The sequence below is a fragment of the Propionivibrio sp. genome (assembly GCF_017995515.1).
Taxonomy (GTDB): domain Bacteria; phylum Pseudomonadota; class Gammaproteobacteria; order Burkholderiales; family Rhodocyclaceae; genus Propionivibrio.
Genome location: NZ_JAGOIT010000066.1, coordinates 1 through 20,188, shown reverse-complemented (window position 1 = coordinate 20,188; position 20,188 = coordinate 1). Strand labels below are relative to the sequence as shown.

The following is a 20,188-nucleotide window of genomic DNA, read 5'->3' as shown; positions in this document are numbered from 1 at the left end:
TGTAGCGGGTTTCCGGGTCGGCGCCCAGATTTCCGACAAGAATTACTTTATTGACCGAAGCCATGTTGCCTCCATGAAGGGTGTGCGAAAACCGGCGATTATAAAGATTTCTGCGCCCGACCGGCGCTGCGTGGCGGCGGCATTTTCATTCCAAGACCGACCGCCAGCCAGACCGCGGCAAGCGCGGCACAGCCCCCCCAAACGGCGAACGGACCGGCGTTTTTCGCCAGATAGCCGCCAAGCGTTCCGCCGAGAAACAGGCCGAGCGACTGGGTGGTGTTGTAGATGCCCAGCGCGGCCCCCTTGGCGTGCGCCGGCGCAATGCGCGAGATGAGCGACGGCTGCGTCGCTTCGAGCACGTTGAAGGCGACGAAGAACAGGAAGAGCCAGAACGCCAGCGGCAATAATCCGGCGCCGTAGAAGGCGAAACCGAGTTGCACGGCCAGCAGGAGGGTGATGGCGGCGTTGAATACCAGCTTCATCCGCCCGTGCTTCTCGGCGGCGATGATCGCCGGCACCATGAAAGCGAAGGAGAGAAGCACCGTCGGCAGATAGACCTTCCAGTGTTCGCCGACCGCCAGTCCGCCGCTGGCGACCAGCGCCGACGGCAGCAGCACCCACATCGCCGTCTGCATCACGTGCAAGGCGAAAACGCCGAAGTTCAGGCGCAGGAGCAGCGGGTTCGCCAGCACCTCGACGAAGCTCGACCAGCCCGGCTGGCGCGGCACGGCCGGCGCGTCGGGAACGACCCGGAGGACGACGAAGATCGCCAGCAGCGAGAGCACGCCGGTCAGCGCGAAGATCCCGTGCATGCCGATCCACGCATAGAGGACGGGCGCACCGACCATCGACAGCGCGAACACCAGCCCGATCGACGAGCCGATCATCGCCATCGTCTTGGTGAGGTGCTGTTCGCGCGTGAGGTCGGCGGCGAGCGCCGTCACTGCGGCCGAGATGGCGCCGGCGCCTTGCAAGACACGCCCGAGGATGATGCCGTGGATGTCGTGCGCGGCGGCTGCGACAAAGCTGCCTATGGCGAACAACAGCAACCCGAAGACGATGACCGGCTTGCGCCCGAAGCGGTCGGACGCCGCGCCGTAGGCGATCTGCAAGAAGGTCTGCGTCAGGCCGTAGGCGCCGATCGCCAGTCCGACGAGCGCAACATTGCTCCCCGACGGCAGTTCTTTTGCATAGACGGAGAAGACCGGCAGGATCAGGAACAGGCCCAGCATGCGCAGGGCGAAGATCGAGGCCAGTCCGATCCCGGCGCGCCGTTCGGCCGGGGTCAGTGCATCGTGAGTTGGAGAAAGCATGTCGGCGGGAGAAAGGGGGAACGGGAGTCGATAAGCCGGGCTGAGACTATCCGGCACGCAATCGGTTCAGGAACAAGGCGGGGCTGGGGCTGTCGTAAGCGCGTACCGCAGTTTCCAGCCCCTCGGCAAGCCGGCGCAGCGTACTGTTGCGTATAGTAGCAGGTTTGCTTTTCCCCTCTGGCCACGCCCCCAAATGGAAGAATTCAAGGAAATCCGCATTCGCGGCGCACGCACGCACAACCTGAAGAACATCAATCTCGACCTGCCGCGCAACCGCATGACCGTCATCACCGGCCTGTCCGGTTCCGGCAAGTCCTCGCTGGCGTTCGACACGCTCTACGCCGAAGGTCAGCGCCGCTACGTCGAGTCGCTCTCGGCCTACGCGCGCCAGTTCCTGCAGATGATGGACAAGCCGGACGTCGACCTGATCGAGGGCTTGTCACCGGCCATCTCGATCGAGCAGAAGGCCACCAGCCACAACCCGCGCTCGACGGTCGGCACGGTCACCGAAATCCACGACTACCTGCGCCTGCTCTTTGCCCGCGCCGGAACGCCGTACTGCCCGGAGCATCAACAGCCACTTGACGCACAGACCGTCTCGCAGATGGTCGACCATGTGCTGGCTTTGCCCGCCGACACCAAGCTGATGATCCTTGCGCCGGTCGTCGCCAACCGCAAGGGCGAGCAGCAGGACCTCTTCGCCGAACTGCGTGCACAAGGATTCGCCCGCCTGCGCGTGGACGGCACGATCTACGAGATCGACGCGCTGCCCAAGCTCGCCAAGACGCAGAAGCACACCATCGACGTCGTCGTCGACCGCCTCAAGGTGCGCAACGACATCCGCCAGCGCCTCGCCGAGTCGTTCGAGACCGCGCTGCGCCACGCCGACGGCCGCGCCATCGCACTGGAGATGGATTCCGGCAAGGAACACCTGTTCTCCGCCAAGTTCGCCTGCCCGGTGTGCTCGTATTCGCTGCAGGAGCTCGAACCGCGCCTCTTCTCGTTCAACAACCCGATCGGCGCCTGCCCGAAGTGCGACGGCCTCGGCGTCATCCAGTTCTTCGACCCGAAGCGCATCGTTGTACGCCCGGATCTGTCGCTGGCCGCCGGCGCGATTCGCGGCTGGGACAAGAAGAGCCACTTCTATTTCCAGTTCACAACTGCGCTGGCCGAACACTACGGTTTCGACCTCAACACGCCGTTCAACGGACTGCCCGAAAATTGCCGCAATGCGGTGCTCTACGGCTCCGGCGAAGAGTCGATCCGTTTCCGCTACGTCAGCGATTTCGGCGGCAAGCACTACGACAAGTCGTATCCGTTCGAAGGCATCGTCAACAACTTTGCACGCCGTTACCGCGAGTCGGACTCGGCGACCGCGCGTGAGGAACTTGCGAAATTCATCAGCAACCAGACCTGCCCGACCTGCGACGGCGCCCGCCTGCGCGAGGAAGCGCGCCACGTACGCATCGGCGCCGGCCCCGACGCGCTGACGTTGCACCAGATCAACCGGATGCCGCTGAAGCAGGCACGCGACTACTTCCTCGATCTCACGCTTGCCGGCAACAAGGCGCAGGTCGCCGAGAAGGTGCTGAAGGAAATCACCAGCCGCCTGCAGTTCCTGATCAACGTCGGCCTCGACTACCTCTCGCTTGATCGCTCGGCGGAAACCCTCTCCGGCGGCGAGGCGCAGCGTATCCGCCTGGCCTCGCAGATCGGCTCCGGCCTCACCGGCGTCATGTACGTCCTCGACGAACCGTCGATCGGCCTGCACCAGCGTGACAACCATCGCCTGCTCGAAGCCCTGCAGAACCTGCGCAACATCGGCAACACGGTGATCGTCGTCGAACACGACGAAGACGCCATCCGCAGCGCCGACTACGTCGTCGACATTGGCCCCGGCGCCGGCGTCCACGGCGGCGTGGTCGTTGCCGAAGGCACGCCCGCACAGGTCATGGCCAACGCCGAATCGATGACCGGCGACTACCTCGCCGGCCGCCGTCGCATCGAGGCGCCGGGCAAGCCGCGCCAGGCCGACCCCGAACGACTGCTGAAGATCGTCGGCGCGCGCGGCAACAATCTGAAGAACGTCACCCTCGAACTGCCGCTCGGCCTGCTCACCTGCATCACCGGCGTCTCGGGCTCGGGCAAATCGACGCTGATCAACGACACGCTCTACGCCGCCGCCGCGAAGCACCTGTATGGTTCCACCGCCGAACCGGCCGAGCACGACAAAATCGTCGGCCTCGACCAGTTCGACAAGGTGATCAACGTCGACCAGTCGCCGATCGGCCGCACCCCGCGCTCCAATCCGGCGACCTATACCGGCCTGATGACGCCGATCCGCGAACTCTTCTCCGGTGTGCCGGCCGCGCGCGAACGCGGCTACGGCCCCGGCCGCTTCTCGTTCAACGTTAAGGGTGGGCGCTGCGAGGCCTGCCAGGGCGACGGCGTGATCAAGGTCGAAATGCACTTCCTGCCCGACATCTACGTCGCCTGCGACGTCTGCCACGGCAAGCGCTACAACCGCGAAACGCTGGAAGTGCAGTACAAGGGCAAGAATATCCACGACATCCTGCAGATGACCGTCGAGCAGGCGCGCGAATTTTTCGACGCCGTCCCCGTCATCGCTAGGAAGCTGCAGACGCTCGTCGATGTCGGCCTCTCCTACATCACCCTCGGCCAGTCGGCGACCACGCTCTCCGGCGGCGAAGCGCAACGGGTGAAACTCGCGCTCGAACTATCCAAGCGCGACACCGGCCGGACGCTGTACATCCTCGACGAACCGACCACCGGCCTACACTTCCAGGACATCGAAATGCTGCTCAAGGTGCTGCATCGCCTGGCCGACCACGGCAACACCGTCGTCGTCATCGAGCACAACCTGGACGTCATCAAAACCGCCGACTGGATCGTCGACCTCGGCCCCGAAGGCGGCGACGGCGGCGGCGAAATCCTGGTCACAGGTACGCCGAACGTCATAACGAAAAGCGCAAAAAGCCACACCGGCAAGTTCCTCAAGCCCATGTTCGACAAGCGTTAGCGCCGATGCCAAGCGTCGCGAAGAGGCAATCAACGCCGAAAAACAACATTTTTTTGAAGTTCTTTACGATTTCTCGCAACGCCCCCCTTCCCTCTCAGCGTTTGAAGTGTAAGAATCGCTTGCGATGCACCAGTGAGGCTCTCAACTATCAACAACAGGAGTTACTATGAACAAGTCTGAATTGATCGACGCAATCGCCGAAAGCACTGAACTCTCCAAGGTTGCCTCTGGCAAAGCTCTGGATGCCGTTATCGAAACCATCGTCAAGGCTGTCGCCAAGGGCGACGGCGTGAGCCTCGTTGGCTTCGGCTCGTTCAAGGCAGCCGCACGCGCCGCTCGCGAAGGCAAGAACCCGAAGACCGGCGAAAAGATCAAGATCGCAGCGACCACCGTTCCGAAGTTCTCCGCCGGTGCCACCTTCAAGGCGGCGGTTGCAGAAGCCTCCAAGGGCAAGAAGAAGAAATAAGAAGCAAGACAAAAGCAATCGGGGCTTGCCACATGGCAAGCCCCGATTTCGTTTACGCACATCCGTCGCCCGGACAACTTCTTCCCAGCTTTTTTATCGGCACAATCTCGCCTGACAGATTGACGCTATAGATCAGCCCGCGTAGAATCAGCGCCTTCAAATGGGGGCGTAGCTCAGTTGGGAGAGCGATTGGTTCGCAATCAATAGGTCGGCGGTTCGATCCCGCCCGTCTCCACCAGAATGGATTCAAAGACTTAGGCCAATTCTTCGGAATTGGCCTTTTTCGTTGTGTTACGACAAGTTCGAATTCTCGCGTTCGCGGAAGAGTTGCTCCCATTCCGATTCGCTCATTTCGACGACCTGTATTTTTCGCGGTTCAACGTTCTTTCGCCTATCGAATGCCCCCATCGCACTCACGCTGAGGCCCTTCTGTCTTTTCCCGATCTTCTCTCGATAGCTGACGCACCATCAACGGCCTTGCCTTCTGGTAAATCATCACGTTTCAGGAATCGCTACATCCTGTTATTTCACACCGGCAGTCCAAGCATCCATGTGGGCAACCATTGCTGACCCAGGATTTTTCGGCGCGGATTGTAGCCGACGTAATTGCGGCAAAAGGTGAACTTTTTTACGCTTGCCGACGCAAGATCGGGTGTCGCGAATCAAGGTCCGACGCACAAACGGAAACGGCGCACTCCGCGGTGCGCCGTTTCCGTTGCATTGTCCGGCGAACTACTTCTTCAGACTGTCGCGAATCTCGCGCAGCAGGACGACATCTTCCGGCGTGGCGGTTGGTGGGGCCGGCGGTTCGGCCTTGCGCAGGCGGTTCATCTGCTTGACCATCATGAAGATGATGAACGCCAGAATGACGAAATTCACGAGGATGGTAATGAAATTACCGTAGGCGAAAACCGGCACCTGCGCCTTCTTGAGCGCGTCCAGCGTCATGGCCGTACCTTCCGGCACCTTGCCGAGAACGAAGAACATACCCGAAAAATCGAGCTTTCCGCCCATGATCCAGGCGACGAGCGGCATGATCAGGTCGCTCACGACCGAGTCGACGATCTTTCCGAATGCCCCGCCAATGATCACGCCGACGGCAAGATCCATGACGTTGCCCTTCATTGCAAATTCCCGGAACTCCTTCAACATGCTCATGGTTTCTCCTTTATAGCGGTCAGACAACACGGTAAATCTACTCGATCAGACTATCGCCCTTTGCTTGCGAAATCCTGCACCAACGGGCACCTGAGTATTTTGTCATAAAGCGGCGGGAAATATCCGTCTTTGCACTGGCCGCGAACTTCGCACCAAATCATCAGCCGCACCTTTTTCACGAATTGCGAATCAGCAACCGCTCACCAGCGCGCGCAGAATGCGCTCTTCAAGCGAGGTCGGATGCTCCAGCCCGAGGCGCTTGAGAACAACGGGGTCGGGCTTGGCCGTCAGGCCACTCATCAACGTTTTGAACATCGCCACAGGCGAGGCCTTGCGTTCCTTGAGTTTCATCAGCACCTTGGCCGTCGCGAGTTCGGCGGCGTCGAAGTCGGTACCAAACGGGAAATCGGGCAACTTGCCGGCGGCCCGGAATGCCGCCAGCCGCGCCTCGATCCTTTCGGGCAAGTTGTTGCGCTGCTCTGCCGGAATCACGTAATCCACTTCTATCTTCCCATGTCGCTTCGCCTTCTCCAGCAGGTCGTCCTGAAAGCGCGAATCGGCGATGGCGAGCAGGCGTTTGACGACGTCGGCGTCGCTCATTCCGCGCACATCGGCAATACCGTATTCGGTGACGAAGATGTCGCGCAGGTGGCGCGGAATGGTGACGTGACCATAGCTCCAGACGATGTTCGAAACCGCCTTGCCCCTCTTGTTCAGGCGCCAGGAGCGCAGCATCAGGATCGAACGGGCGTCTGGCAGCGTGTGCGCCTGGGCGACGAAGTTGTACTGCCCGCCGACGCCGGAAACCAGATTGCCGTCGTCCAGCCCGTCGGAAACCGCGGCACCGAGCAGGGTCACCATCATCGTGGTGTTGATGAAGCGCGCGTCGCGACGCTGCTCACGCGCGACGTTTTCATGCCCGAACAGGTCGTTGATGTAGGAAATACGCGTCATGTTGATCTTCTGCAGCAGGTCGTGCGGCATTTCGCGCAGCCGTTTGTAGAAGCTGCTGGGGCCGATGAAGAAGCCGCCATGCAAAAGGTAGCCGTGCTGTAGCCGATCACCCAGCATATGCGTAGCAATCGCGGCACGGTTTTGCGCGTCGGCGACGTCGGTCGACAAGACCTGATCGCCACAAATCAACTGTCCCTCGACCCAATCGACCTCCTTGCGCAGGATGCCGAAGTGATGCATGAAGCTCACGTCGGCACGCGACAGCGGCGAGCCGATGATGCGCGCCTCAAGCAGCGCGGACAGCATGCCTTCGTCGGGAATCAACCCGACGCGCCCCGAGTTGAGCAGACGCTGCAAACCATCGTGATTGAAGACCTCGCGCCGGATCACGCCGGCGTCGATCAGCGCCATGAAGCCGTTGACGAACATCTCGCTGCAACCGTAGAGCCCTTCACGGAAGGGCCCGAGTGCCTTCGTCGGCGCCTTCTGCCCCTCGGACAGGGCGGAAATCATGTTGCGATAGGTCTTGTTGTCGCCATCGCGCTCGATCAGCACATGGGCGATACCGTCGCCGAGGGAGCCGATCCCGATCTGCAACGTGCCGCCGTCCTTGACCAGGGTGCTGCTCCAAAGCGCAATGGCGTAGTCCTGATCGTCGATCTTCATGTTGGGCGGCCCGAACATCGTATGCGTGGCAGCCGGATCGTCGACCAGGATGTCGATCTGGTCCGGTCGCAGGACGGCATCGTTGAGCATGAACGGCATCGAGCGATTGACGACACCGACCAGGATCATCGTCTTCTTGCCGGTGCTGACGGCCATATCCATCGCATCGAGCGTCAAATCCGGGTTGCAGGAGAGCGACAGTCGTTCGCCCTCGTCCGTCTCTTCGAGCGCCATGGCCTGTGCAAAAACGTTGACGCCGTGCGTAAAGGCATCGCGGACCGCATGCGTATAGTTGGAGTAGATGTAGTTGCTCTGGACAACGCTGTTCCCGACGTCGGCTCCGGTCTTGAGGAAAAACTCGCTCAGCATCACGTTCGGCGGCAGCTTGCCGCGCCGGGCATCGAGCGCGTAGTCCATGTCGGGATAGTCGCCGAAGATGCGCTGAACGAAGGGGTCGAGGAAGCGGCGCTCGACCAGGCTGCGACCCTTGGGGCGATCGAGCGAGAGCGCGGTGATGATCCGCAGCTCGATCGACGGGTCGCTCTTCGCCCGCCGGTAGAGCGCGTTGATCCACACGTTCGGTTTGCCAATCCCGAGCGGCATCGCCAGAACCAGCTTGCGTCCGACTTTTTCGATCAGTGCGTCGATCGACGCCTCGATGCTCGATACACGGATTGAGTCATTCATTATTGTTTCCCCCGAAACGGGCAGCGCATCGAATGTTTTCGCCGGTTTCTGCGCCATTTGCATACTCTCAAAAACGAGGGCAATGAACAACAAAGCAAACGAGATACTCCCGTCGGGGTCGTCCCGTTCTCGGCTTGTCGGCCGGGACGGCCGGAAGATCTCCGGCCGGCAGAGGCGACTTTTCGAGCGGCTTGAGCGAGTTCCAGACGTTCGGGCCTTTCGTGAGAATGGCCTGTTCGATGCGCTCCATCCAGCCCTTCATCCGCTCCCATTCGGCTTGCGTATAGCGGTTGTGCGTCTCGGACTGATCGTGATTCATGAATCGCTTGCTGATGGAGGCGGGAGCCTCGAGGGCTTCGAGAACGGTGCCGAAGCTGCGACGCAGGTCGTGCCGGGTCAGGGCCGGAATCCCGGCCATGTCGCGGATCTGCTCGAGCAGATCCTTGGCGTCTACGTAGTGTCCCGCCTTGCTCGGCTTGTTTATCGCGGGGAAAACCCACTTCCTCGCCGCGTGCGTCGTTCGGTTGTATGTCTGCCGGAACTCCTGCTCGTTCGCCGTCGCCGCGACCTTCTGCCTCGCTTTGCAACGCTCGACGAGCTCGTCGATGTCGATCATCCGAATCTTCCGATCGTTCCAGTCGTCGAACCGTTTCACGCACCGATCGAAGACTTTCAGGGTCGCCTCGTTTGCCCGCTTGGTCTCACGGGTCGTCAGGTGCTCTCGGTAGGCCGCGAAGGCCTGTCCGAGGGTGAGTTCGGCGGCGGACTGCTTCCGAGCGACGACGCTCGGATTGATCTGCTGCGTGCGAATCTCCGTCCCGATCTTCGCGGCGGCTGCTCTGGCCTTCTCCACCCCGTCCTTCTCCTGGAGAAACTCGGCGACGGACCCGAGACTGTCCCGGAACGTCCTGCCCTCGATTTTCCTCTGAACGACAAAGGTCTTTCGCTTGGCCACTTTCGGCGCGATGCCGACCGGAGCCCCAGAGGCCGAGTCGAACACATAGTAAGGTTCGCCCCGGAGGTTGGGTTCGAAGATAATACGACCTTCGGAATCGACGCCGACGGACTTCTTTTCCAGGACGAAAGACTTGATGTTCGCGAGCGTCAATTCGTGTTTCACGTCGATTCCTTCGGTCTTTTAGGCTTCCCGGAATGTGACCGGTTAGCCGTTGTTTTTATTGGAAATTTTCTGGGAATCCGAATTTTGGCTTCCCAAAACCGATTTTGTACCTCAGCCGGCTTCCCGGGAAGCCGCGGGGAAGCGAAAAAGGCCGGGAACCCGGCGGCGAATGGCGGAACGCTGCGGCGAACGGCGAGAAGAGATAACGATAACCTGTTGATTATATATGGCAAAAAAACAAAAACCCACGGAGGACGGCGAGTTCAAAAATCATACGCCCATGATGCAGCAATACCTGAAGCTGAAAGCACAGCACCCGGGACTTCTGCTTTTCTACCGCATGGGCGACTTCTACGAGCTATTTTTCGAAGATGCAGAAAAAGCCGCCCACCTGCTCGACATCACATTGACGACGCGCGGGCAGAGTGCCGGCCAGCCGATCAAGATGGCCGGCGTTCCGTACCACGCGGTCGAGCAGTATCTCGCTCGGCTCGTCAAGCTTGGCGAATCCGTCGTGATCTGCGAGCAAATCGGCGATCCTGCGACGAGCAAAGGTCCGGTCGAGCGCGCCGTCTCGCGCATCGTCACACCGGGCACACTGACCGACGCCGCGCTGCTCGACGACAAGCGCGACGTCTTGCTGCTCGCTTTGAGCACGACGCGCCAGTTGGCGGGCATGGCCTGGCTCAACCTCGCCAGCGGCGAATTCAGGTTGTGCGAAGTCCCGCTCGAGAAGCTGCCGGCGACGCTCGAACGCATCCGCCCGGCCGAAATCATCGCGGCAGAGAGCCTCGCCTTGCCGTTTGCCCCGGACACTGCACTGACCCGCCAGCCGGACTGGCACTTCGATACCGAGGCGGCGACGCGCGAGTTGTGCGCCCATTTCAAGACGGCGTCGCTCTCCGGCTTTGGTGCCGACCACCTGCGTCCGGCGATCGCGGCGGCCGGCGCGCTGCTGCGCTACGCACAGGCAACCCAGACGTGCGCCCTGCCGCATGTGCAGGCGCTGATCGTGGAGCGCGACGGCGCCTTCCTCGGCCTCGACACGGCCACTCGGCGCAATCTGGAACTTACGGAAACGCTGCGCGGCCAGCCATCACCGACGCTGTGCAGCCTGCTCGACGTGTGCATCACCTCGATGGGCTCACGCTCCCTGCGTCACGCGCTGCATCATCCATTGCGCGATCCGGCGATTCCGGCGGCGCGCCACGCCGCGATCGAGGCGCTGATTGATGATGGCGCCCAGCGAGTTCATGCGATCCGGCAAGCCTTGCGCGGATTCGCCGACATCGAGCGTATCGCCGGTCGCGTCGCATTGTTCAGTGCACGACCGCGTGACCTGTCGAGCCTGCGCGACAGTCTGCATCGACTGGCCGAACTGCGCACACCGCTGGTCGCCACGGCTTCGCCGCTGCTCTCCGAGCTCCTTGATCAGCTTGCGACACCGGATGCGGCACTCGACCTGCTCAGCGCGGCGATTCTCCCGGAACCGTCGGCCTTGCTGCGCGAGGGTGGCGTCATCGCCAACGGCTACGACGCCGAACTCGACGAGTTGCGCGGCATCAACGACAACTGCGGCGCGTATCTCATCGAATTGGAGACACGCGAGCGCGAACGCACCGGCATCGCCAACCTCAAGGTCGAGTACAACCGAGTACATGGTTTCTATATCGAAATCACGAACGCCAATGCCGCCAAGGTACCCGACGACTACCGCCGGCGGCAGACGCTGAAGAACGCCGAGCGCTACATCACGCCCGAACTCAAGGCGTTCGAGGACAAGGCATTGTCCGCGCAGGATCGCGCACTGGCGCGGGAGAAGCTGCTATACGACAGCGTATTGACCGCTTTGCAGACCGATCTGCCGCAATTGCAGCTCATCGCCCGCGCTGTCGCCATGACCGACCTGCTCGCTGCCTTCGCCGCCATCGCCCAATCACGCAATTACTGCCGGCCGATCTTCTCGAGCGAACCCGGCCTCTTCATTGAAGGCGGTCGCCACCCGGTCGTCGAAAACGAACTGGCCGGAGGCGAGTCGTTCATCGCCAACGACACGAAACTCGGTGACGGCCGCCGCCTGCTGTTGATTACCGGCCCGAACATGGGCGGCAAGTCGACCTACATGCGGCAGACGGCCTTGATCGCGCTGATGGCCCATGTCGGCAGCTTCGTACCTGCCAGCCGGGTGACGCTCGGCCCGCTCGACCAGATCTTCACGCGCATCGGCGCCTCCGACGACCTGGCATCCGGCCGCTCGACCTTCATGGTCGAAATGACCGAATCGGCCGCCATCCTGCACCACGCCACCGAAAACAGCCTCGTGCTGATGGACGAAGTCGGGCGCGGCACCTCGACTTTCGACGGCATGGCGCTCGCTTTTGCCATCTGCCGCCACCTCGTCGAGAAGAACCGAGCGTTGACCCTGTTCGCCACGCACTATTTCGAACTCACGCTGCTCGCCAACGAATACGCCGACCTCGCCAACGTCCATCTGGACGCCGTCGAGCACGGCGAGCGCATCGTTTTCCTGCACGCGGTCGAAGACGGGCCGGCCAACCAGAGTTACGGGATCCAGGTTGCCGCGTTGGCCGGCATTCCCCATTCCGTGGTCAAGGCAGCCAAGCGGCAACTGCGCGAATTCGAGCAGCGCGCGTCGATCAATCCGCTGCAACCCGACCTGTTCGCATCGATTCCGGAACCGATCGAGGTTGAGCCGAGTCCGGTGCTGCTGCGGCTGGATAGCATCGATCCGAACGAATTGACACCAAAGCAGGCGCTCGATGCGCTCTACGAGCTCAAGTCGCTGATCCGATGAGGTGGCAAGGCACCGGGTACTCGGCACCAACAAAAAACGCAGCCGGACGCTGCGTTTTTTTCATGGCGACTCCCGATCAGTCGTCGTGCTCGCAGTCACCGTCTTCATGGACATGACCGTGCTCGATCTCTTCGGCGCTCGCCGGGCGAATTGAAGTCACCGTGCAGGTGAAAACCAGCGCCATGCCGGCCAGCGGATGGTTACCGTCGAGAACGACCTTGTCGTCCGCGATTTCGGTCACGCGGTAGATCAGGATATCGTCGTCATCACCGCCCTCCGGCACGCCTTCGAACTGCATCCCGACTTCCAGTTCCTTGGGGAAACCCTTGCGCGATTCCATCTGGATCAGTTCTGCGTCGTACTCGCCGAACGCGTCGTCCGGCTGCATCTTGACGACGACCGACTCGCCGACTTTCTTTCCATGCAGCGCTTCTTCGATCTTCGGGAAGATGTCATCGTATCCGCCATGCAGATAGACCAGCGGTTCCTGGCCCGCATCGACGAGTTCGCCATCAGGATCAGTGACGCTGTAGTCGAGGGTTACGACGGAGTTTCTTTCAACTTGCATATTCATGAATTAAGTTCCTTCACCTCGCGCAGCACTTCGAGCGCGTGGCCTTTGGCGTTGACTCCGTACAATGCAACACGGAGAACGCCCTGTTTGTCGATAACGAAGGTCGAGCGCACGATACCGTGCTTCTTGACCCCGTCCACTTCCTTCGGTTGCCACACGCCGTACTGCTTGCACGCCACGCCCTCGGCATCCGACAGGAGCCGCACCGAGATTCCATGTTTGTCGCGGAATTCGGCGTGCTTGAGGCAATCGTCACGACTGATGCCGATGACCGTGCAGCCGTGCCGTGAAAACTCGTCCTCGTGGTCCGAGAAATCGGTGGCTTCGAGCGTGCAGGCCGGTGTGTCGTCTCTCGGGTAAAAAAACAGGATGACATTTTTGTTGCCGCGAAACCGGGCAATGTCGATGTCCTCCATATCCGCATCGGGGAGGACGAACATTGGTGCCGCCTGTCCAATTTTCAGCATTGCGCCTCCTTAATTACCCTCCCCGTCCGCCAGGGCGAACGAGTGAATCGGATTCTACCAAGCTTCAGCAACGTGACCAGAAGAAATAAAAAACGGTGCTGAGCTAGAATGACCGCACGAAACGCGGCCCTATCATGCCTGTTTTTCGGTAATGCGCAACCACTGACCGCGGCACCGCGAAAAGATTCGATCTCTCGTCACCGGAGGAAGATTCATGTTGAACCCGAGAAACCTGCTTACCACCGTATGCTTCTTTTCCGCGATTGCCGCAACGTCGGCGATCGCACAACCCGACCTCCCCGCCGCCAAGTTGCCGACGGTCGATCTATCGGCCGAAGCCAGCCGCCCCGCGGCGAACGATCAGATCCATGCGGTGCTCTCGGCTGAAGCGTCCGGCGTCGCGCTCGGCGATCTCGCGCGACAGGTCAATGCCCTGATCGCCGAAGCGGTGAAAGTGTCCAGATCGTATCCCGCCATCAAGGTGCAGAGCGGCAACACCAGCACCTACCCTGCCTACTCGAAGTCGGGAAAGATCGAGTCGTGGCGGATGCGCTCGGAACTGTCGCTGGAATCGGGCGATACGGCAGCGATGTCCGAGTTGCTCGGCAAGTTGCAGACGTCGCTGGGCGTATCCCGCCTCGTCGTGCAACCGTCGCCCGAGACGCGCAAGAAGGCGGAGAACGAAGCGATGCTTGACGCGCTTACCGCCTTCAAGGCACGCGCCAAGGTCGTTGCCGATGCGCTGGGCAAGTCCTACCAGCTCAAGCACCTGTCGGTAAATACCGGCGGGAGGATTGCCGAGCCGATGTTCCGCATGGCGGCCAAATCAGCGATGTCGGATGCCGCACCGATGCCGATCGAGGCGGGCGAGTCTCAAGTTACCGCCAATGTTTCCGGGCAGGTCGAACTGGAGTAGCAGAGACCGCGGCTGTTCGGAAACCGGGAATGTGGGAAATGGCGCTTCGGCCATTCCCGACTTCGGTCAGTTCGCGCCCGTTCCAGCGGTTGATCCTGGCTCAGATTTTGCAGCAGAGCGTTCCGGAATCTGGACGAAGACTTCGCCCTCCTTGATCATGCCCAGCTCGTAGCGCGCCCGCTCCTCGATGGCGTCATAACCCTGCTTGAGATCGCGGACTTCGGCATCAAGACCGGCGTTCCGGATCTCCAGCATCTTGTTGCCTTCTTTCTGCAACTGCAGCTGCCGGTCGACGTCCCACACGCGCAGCCAACCGCCCTTGCCGATCCACAACGGATACTGCAAGAGTGCGATCAGCGCAATCAGGGCAACCGAGAGCCAGCGCATTCTTCAACCGGTGAGAAGACGAAAAAATACCGAGCCACCTCTGGCGAGATGGCTCGGGATGCACTGTTCACAACGGATCTTCGGCTGCTCACCGAAGATTGTAGAAAGCGTCACGCCCGGGGTAGCCAGCCGTATCGCCGAGATCTTCCTCGATGCGCAGCAGTTGGTTGTACTTGGCGATGCGATCCGAGCGGGAGAGCGATCCGGTCTTGATCTGCAAGGCATTCATGCCGACCGCAATGTCGGCAATGGTGCTGTCCTCGGTTTCGCCCGAGCGATGCGAAATCACGGCGGTGTAACCGGCGCGCTTGGCCATCTCGATGGCGGCAAACGTCTCGGACAAGGTACCGATCTGGTTGATCTTGATCAGGATCGAGTTGGCGATGCCTTTCTTGATGCCCTCCTTGAAGATCCGCGTATTGGTCACGAAAACGTCGTCACCGACGATCTGGATGCGTTCACCCAAACGGTCAGTCAGCAGTTTCCAGCCATCCCAGTCGCCTTCGGCCATGCCGTCCTCTATCGAGACAATCGGGAAGGCATCGGCAAGATTGGCGAGGTAGTCGACGAACTGCTCGGAAGTGAGCTGCAGTCCCTCGCCATCCAGATGGTACTTGCCGTCCTTGTAGAACTCGGAGGCGGCGCAGTCGAGGCCGATCAGGACGTCCTCGCCCGGGAAATAACCGGCCGCTTCGATGGCCTGCACGACCATCTGCAGACCCTCCGCATGGCTGCCAAGATTCGGCGCAAAACCGCCCTCGTCGCCGACCGCGGTCGAGAAGCCCTTCTTGTCGAGCAGCTTCTTAAGCGCGTGGAAGACCTCGGCGCCGCAGCGCAGGGCCTCGCGGAACGAGCCCTGGCTCACCGGCAGGATCATGAATTCCTGGAAGTCGAGGCTGTTATTGGCATGCTGGCCGCCATTGATGATGTTCATCATCGGCACCGGCATCTGCATCGGGCCCGAACCGCCGAAGTAGCGGTAGAGCGGCAAGCCGGACTCTTCGGCGGCTGCCTTGGCAACCGCCATCGACACGGCAAGCATCGCATTGGCGCCGAGACGCGACTTGTTTTCGGTGCCGTCGAGCTGGATCAGCGTTTGATCGATAAAGGCCTGCTCCTGCGCATCGAGGCCGATGATCGCTTCGGCAATCTCGGTATTGACGTTCTCCACCGCCTGCATGACGCCCTTGCCCAGATAGCGGCCTGCGTCACCGTCACGCAACTCGATTGCCTCGCGCGATCCGGTCGACGCGCCCGACGGCACGGCGGCGCGCCCCATGACGCCGGATTCGAGCAATACGTCGCATTCAACGGTCGGATTTCCGCGGGAATCCAGAATCTCGCGCGCAACAACATCTACAACAGAGCTCATGGTTTTTCCTTTTCTACAGAAGAAACGTGTGCAGCGTTACGAAGGCATGCAGGTCTGCGACGACTAGCGCAGTTCCTCGAACCCGTCGCCCTTGACCAACCGATCAAGGGCAACCAGTGACGCAAGAAGACGCTCCATGCGATCGAGCGGCCAACTGTTGGGGCCATCGGAGAGCGCCTTTTCCGGACAAGGGTGCGTTTCCATGAACAGCCCGGAGATCCCCGCTGCAACCGCTGCGCGCGCGAGGACCGGGACATGCTCGCGCTGCCCGCCGGAAACCGTACCCTGACCACCGGGCAACTGAACGGAATGCGTCGCATCAAAGACGACCGGACACGCCGTTTCACGCATGATGGCCAGCGAGCGCATGTCGGAAACCAGATTGTTGTAACCGAAAGACGCGCCGCGCTCGCAGACCATGATCGTGTCTGCGCCGCCATTGGCTTCCTTGGCCTTGGCAACGACGTGCTTCATGTCACCCGGCGCGAGGAACTGCCCCTTCTTGATATTCACCGGTTTTCCGCAGGTCGCCACGGCCTGGATGAAATCGGTCTGCCGGCAGAGAAACGCCGGCGTTTGCAGGACGTCGACAACCGCAGCGACGGCTTTGACGTCGTCCTCGGTATGTACGTCGGTCAGCACCGGAACGCCCGTCTGCCGACGCACCTCTGCGAGGAGCTTCAGGCCCTCATCCAATCCCGGGCCACGCGCCGAGCGCCCGGAACTGCGATTGGCCTTGTCGTACGATGCCTTGAAAATGTAGGGCATGCCCAGACGGGCACAGACCTCTTTCATCCGTCCGGCCACTTCGACGCAAAGCTCAAGCGATTCGGCAGTGCATGGCCCCGCGATCAGGAACAGCGGCCTGTCCAGCCCGACTTCAAAGTCGCACAGCTTCATTTGCCGCCCTTGCAATCTATCGCCGCACGGACAAAGGACGTGAATAGCGGGTGGCCGTTGCGCGGCGACGAGGTGAATTCCGGGTGGAACTGGCAACCCACGAACCACGGGTGAACCGACTTCGGCAGCTCGATCATCTCGCACAAATCCGTTCCCGGGGCGCGGCCGGCGACAACCAGACCTTTTTCCTCGAGTTCGCCGAGCAGGCTGTTGTTGACTTCGTAGCGATGGCGGTGGCGCTCGACGATCTCGTCCTTGCCATAGATTTCGCGCGCCAGCGTTCCTTCGCCGAGCTTGCAGACCTGTCCGCCAAGGCGCATCGAACCGCCGAGATCCGAGCTTTCATCGCGCTTCTCGACCTTGCCCGAAGCGTCCTGCCACTCGGTGATCAGACCGATGACCGGATACGGTGTCGATTTCTCGAATTCGGTGCTGTGTGCGCCGACGAGGCCGGCGACGTCGCGCGCATACTCGACCACCGCGAGTTGCATGCCAAGGCAGATGCCAAGATAGGGAACCTTGTTCTCCCGGGCATAGCGGATGGCGATGATCTTGCCTTCGGTGCCGCGCTTGCCGAAGCCACCGGGAACCAGAATGGCGTCCATACCCTTGAGCGATGCGCAACCGCTGCTCTCGATTTCTTCGGAGTCGATGTAGTTGATCTTGACCTTGCTGCGCGTGTGGATACCCGCGTGAATCAACGCTTCGGTCAGCGACTTGTACGACTCGGTCAGGTCCACGTACTTGCCGACAAAGGCGATGTTGAGCAGACGCTCGGGATTCTCGAGCGAATGCACCATCCTCTTCCAGATCGACAAGTCGGCCGCCTTGGCAAGGATGCCCAGCTTATGGCAGACGATCTCGTCGAGCATCTGATCGTGCAGCATCGCCGGAATCCTGTAGATCGAATCAGCGTCGAGGCATTCGATGACCGCTTCGCTCTGCACATTGCAGAACAGCGCGATCTTGCGCTTTTCGTCTTCCGGAATATGGCGGTCCGCACGGCAAAGCAGGATGTCCGGCTGGATACCGATCTCGCGCAACTCCTTCACCGAGTGCTGCGTCGGCTTGGTTTTCAGTTCGCCCGCCGTCGGAATATACGGCAGCAGCGTCAAATGCATGTAACAGGCGTTATTGCGACCTTCCTGCAGCCCCATCTGGCGGATGGCCTCGAGGAACGGCAACGATTCGATGTCGCCGACGGTGCCGCCGACTTCGACAATCGCCACGTCGGCGCCTTCGGCGCCGCGCCGGATATGGTTCTTGATCTCGTCGGTAATGTGCGGGATTACCTGAACGGTCTTGCCGAGGTACTCGCCGCGGCGTTCTTTCTTGATCACCGTTTCGTAGATCTGACCGGTAGTGAAATTGTTGCGCCGGGTCATGCGTGCGCTGGTGAAGCGTTCGTAATGGCCCAGATCGAGGTCAGTCTCGGCGCCGTCCTCGGTGACAAAAACCTCACCGTGCTGGAACGGACTCATCGTTCCGGGATCGACGTTGATATAAGGATCGAGTTTGAGGTGGGTGATCTTGATGCCACGCGATTCGAGGATCGCACCCAGGGAAGCAGCAGCAATGCCCTTGCCGAGCGAGGACACCACACCGCCGGTAACGAAGACGTATTTGGTCATGGAAATATCTGCAGCGGGAAAGCCGAATTGTAGCCGAAAACCGAAACACGCCAAAAGCGAAGAATGGCCGCTTCACATTCGCAGCGGCATGTTGCCACTGCCGACAACGTCCCATTGACTGGAGCAAACGTGCATTCAATCGTTTATTATTCGGCATGACCCTGATCACTCGTAACTCGAGACGCACATGAACCAACGCACCACAGTTCGTCGCTCTGACGGCCGTAGTCGATGCCTTGGAGTGACCAATCAACTTGCGGCGAGCCTCTTTCTCGGCGTGCTGACGCTGCAACTCTCAGCCTGCAACCGACCCGTCGAAACAGCCCCTGAAGAACAGGTCGTGAGCGAAGCACCGCCCGTCGCGGAACCGGCAATAACCAAGGCGACGATCAAGGGAGACCTTGACGAGATCAGGGCCCAGCTCGACTCCGGCGCCAACATCGACAGCAGGGACGCTCTCGGCAGAACGCCGCTGCATATGGCGGCCTTCTACGGGCGCCTGAAGACGATGGAATTCCTGATCGAGCGCGGCGCCGACATCAATGCCAAGGACAACGTCGGGATGACACCGCTGCACGCAGCCGTACTCTCCGGCGGGCGGCAAGCAGTCGAAGTCCTGATCGACAAGAAGGCCGACGTCGCCATCACATCGACGTCAGGCCAGACAGTACTTCATTTATCGGCGTCGACCGGGCAACCAAAACTGTCGAAGTACCTGATCGAAAAAGGCGCCAACCCCTTGACCAAAGACGCCGACGGAAAGATTCCGCTGGATTACGCCGTACAGAACCAGCACCCGGTTACAACGAAGCTCCTCAAGGGCTACTCCGAAAAGAAATAGCAACTTCGGCGCAACCAAAGTACAAAATGCCTCATCGCGCTACATCGCTTCGCCACCGCGAATGAGGCCCACCGCAATTCCCTCGATCTCGACCGGCCGCTCGCGTGTATCGATCACGATCGGAGCGAAGTCCGGATTCTCGGCGACAAGTTCCACAATGGCACCATGCTGACGAAAGCGCTTGACCGTTACGTCGTCGTCGAGCCGGGCGACGACGATCTGCCCGTTACGCGCCTCGCTGCTGCGATGCACCGCCAAGAGATCGCCGTCCAGAATCCCGGCATTGATCATCGACAAGCCGCGCACACGCAGGAGAAAATCGGCGCGCGGTTTGAACAGTGACGAATCCAGCGCGTAACGTCCCTGCACGTTTTCCACTGCGAGAATCGGACTTCCCGCCGCAACGCTGCCGATGAGCGGCAACCCCAGTTGCTCGACCAACCGGATGCCACGTGCCGAACCCGGCTCGAGAACGATGATGCCCTTCCTGGCAAGCGCCTTCAGATGCTCTTCCGCCGCGTTGTGCGAGGCGAAACCGAACGCGTTGGCAATCTCGGCGCGCGTCGGCGGCGCACCGAGGACTTCAAGCGTGTTACGGATGAAGTCAAGAATTTCCTGTTGCCGGGGCGTAAGTTTGGTCACGGGCGTGCCTCCAATAGATAGCTGTATTTTTGTAAGGGGTATCCATTTAGCTCCAGTATGGAGAACTGCTGGATAAAACACCAGTATATTACCTGTGCTTGACGGCTTTCGGTAGGCTCAGTTCGCGTTAAGTAAGGACGAGGCTACACGCGGATGGCAGAAGCGAGCATTGAGACAGGATTGAGGCCGGCACAGCCGGACCGGTCGATGGCGCGGAACCAACCGAGGTAGCTATCGAG

The 20,188-nt window shown here is 60.8% G+C and carries 16 protein-coding genes and 1 tRNA gene; 6 read left to right on the top strand and 11 right to left on the bottom strand.

What is annotated here, in order from left to right; all coding sequences use genetic code 11:
* Positions 1-98: 98 nt before the first annotated feature.
* Complete coding sequence (locus KBA32_RS11595; RefSeq protein WP_294359075.1) at positions 99-1,313, bottom strand: MFS transporter; 1,215 nt, start codon at positions 1,311-1,313, stop codon at positions 99-101.
* Positions 1,314-1,506: 193 nt separating this feature from the next.
* On the opposite strand from KBA32_RS11595, the gene uvrA reads away from it, so the two are divergent.
* The 3 genes from uvrA to KBA32_RS11580 all read left to right on the top strand — a co-directional run bounded on the left by uvrA (position 1,507) and on the right by KBA32_RS11580 (position 5,057).
* Positions 1,507-4,353: an excinuclease ABC subunit UvrA gene (uvrA, locus tag KBA32_RS11590; protein ID WP_294359074.1), complete on the top strand. Its 2,847-nt coding sequence runs from the start codon at positions 1,507-1,509 to the stop codon at positions 4,351-4,353.
* A 166-nt stretch (positions 4,354-4,519) separates the two neighbouring features.
* A complete protein-coding gene (locus tag KBA32_RS11585) occupies positions 4,520-4,819 on the top strand; it encodes an HU family DNA-binding protein (protein WP_294359073.1) in 300 nt (99 codons plus the stop codon).
* A 162-nt stretch (positions 4,820-4,981) separates the two neighbouring features.
* A tRNA-Ala gene (locus KBA32_RS11580) sits at positions 4,982-5,057 on the top strand.
* 494 nt (positions 5,058-5,551) lie between these two features.
* Here the strand turns inward: KBA32_RS11580 and mscL are convergent.
* The 3 genes from mscL to KBA32_RS11565 form a co-directional block, all read right to left on the bottom strand.
* A complete protein-coding gene (mscL, locus tag KBA32_RS11575; RefSeq protein ID WP_294359071.1) occupies positions 5,552-5,977 on the bottom strand; it encodes a large conductance mechanosensitive channel protein MscL in 426 nt (141 codons plus the stop codon).
* 189 nt (positions 5,978-6,166) lie between these two features.
* Complete coding sequence (locus tag KBA32_RS11570) at positions 6,167-8,284, bottom strand: acetyl-CoA hydrolase/transferase C-terminal domain-containing protein (RefSeq protein ID WP_294359069.1); 2,118 nt, start codon at positions 8,282-8,284, stop codon at positions 6,167-6,169.
* 67 nt (positions 8,285-8,351) lie between these two features.
* Positions 8,352-9,392, bottom strand: coding sequence for a tyrosine-type recombinase/integrase (locus KBA32_RS11565; RefSeq protein ID WP_294359066.1), 1,041 nt, complete (start codon positions 9,390-9,392; stop codon positions 8,352-8,354).
* A gap of 292 nt (positions 9,393-9,684) precedes the next feature.
* Between KBA32_RS11565 and mutS the strand changes: the two genes are divergently transcribed.
* Positions 9,685-12,219, top strand: a complete 2,535-nt coding sequence (gene mutS / locus KBA32_RS11560) for a DNA mismatch repair protein MutS (protein ID WP_294359064.1) — start codon at positions 9,685-9,687, stop codon at positions 12,217-12,219.
* Positions 12,220-12,295: 76 nt separating this feature from the next.
* Here the strand turns inward: mutS and KBA32_RS11555 are convergent, their stop codons facing one another.
* A complete protein-coding gene (locus KBA32_RS11555) occupies positions 12,296-12,793 on the bottom strand; it encodes a peptidylprolyl isomerase (RefSeq protein WP_294359062.1) in 498 nt (165 codons plus the stop codon).
* Positions 12,790-13,260: a peroxiredoxin gene (locus tag KBA32_RS11550; protein WP_294359060.1), complete on the bottom strand. Its 471-nt coding sequence runs from the start codon at positions 13,258-13,260 to the stop codon at positions 12,790-12,792. The genes KBA32_RS11555 and KBA32_RS11550 overlap by 4 nt, the downstream gene beginning before the upstream one ends.
* A gap of 214 nt (positions 13,261-13,474) precedes the next feature.
* Here KBA32_RS11550 and KBA32_RS11545 point away from each other — a divergent pair, with 214 nt between their 5' ends.
* Entirely contained in the window at positions 13,475-14,176 is a 702-nt protein-coding gene (locus tag KBA32_RS11545; protein WP_294359059.1) for an SIMPL domain-containing protein, read from the top strand.
* A 66-nt stretch (positions 14,177-14,242) separates the two neighbouring features.
* Here KBA32_RS11545 and ftsB read toward each other — a convergent pair whose 3' ends face one another.
* The 4 genes from ftsB to KBA32_RS11525 all read right to left on the bottom strand — a co-directional run bounded on the left by ftsB (position 14,243) and on the right by KBA32_RS11525 (position 18,466).
* Positions 14,243-14,563: a cell division protein FtsB gene (gene ftsB, locus KBA32_RS11540; protein WP_294359057.1), complete on the bottom strand. Its 321-nt coding sequence runs from the start codon at positions 14,561-14,563 to the stop codon at positions 14,243-14,245.
* 88 nt (positions 14,564-14,651) lie between these two features.
* The gene (gene eno, locus KBA32_RS11535; protein WP_294359055.1) at positions 14,652-15,935 is read right to left on the bottom strand and encodes a phosphopyruvate hydratase; all 1,284 of its coding nucleotides are present in this window, start codon (positions 15,933-15,935) and stop codon (positions 14,652-14,654) included.
* A 63-nt stretch (positions 15,936-15,998) separates the two neighbouring features.
* Entirely contained in the window at positions 15,999-16,835 is an 837-nt protein-coding gene (kdsA, locus tag KBA32_RS11530) for a 3-deoxy-8-phosphooctulonate synthase (protein ID WP_294359053.1), read from the bottom strand.
* Positions 16,832-18,466, bottom strand: a complete 1,635-nt coding sequence (locus KBA32_RS11525; RefSeq protein ID WP_294359051.1) for a CTP synthase — start codon at positions 18,464-18,466, stop codon at positions 16,832-16,834. Before KBA32_RS11525 ends, kdsA begins: the two co-directional genes overlap by 4 nt.
* A gap of 241 nt (positions 18,467-18,707) precedes the next feature.
* Here KBA32_RS11525 and KBA32_RS11520 point away from each other — a divergent pair, with 241 nt between their 5' ends.
* On the top strand, positions 18,708-19,307 hold the full coding sequence (locus KBA32_RS11520) for an ankyrin repeat domain-containing protein (protein WP_294359049.1): 600 nt from the start codon (positions 18,708-18,710) through the stop codon (positions 19,305-19,307).
* 39 nt (positions 19,308-19,346) lie between these two features.
* Here KBA32_RS11520 and lexA read toward each other — a convergent pair whose 3' ends face one another.
* Positions 19,347-19,949, bottom strand: a complete 603-nt coding sequence (lexA, locus tag KBA32_RS11515) for a transcriptional repressor LexA (RefSeq protein WP_294359047.1) — start codon at positions 19,947-19,949, stop codon at positions 19,347-19,349.
* Positions 19,950-20,188: the final 239 nt, after the last annotated feature.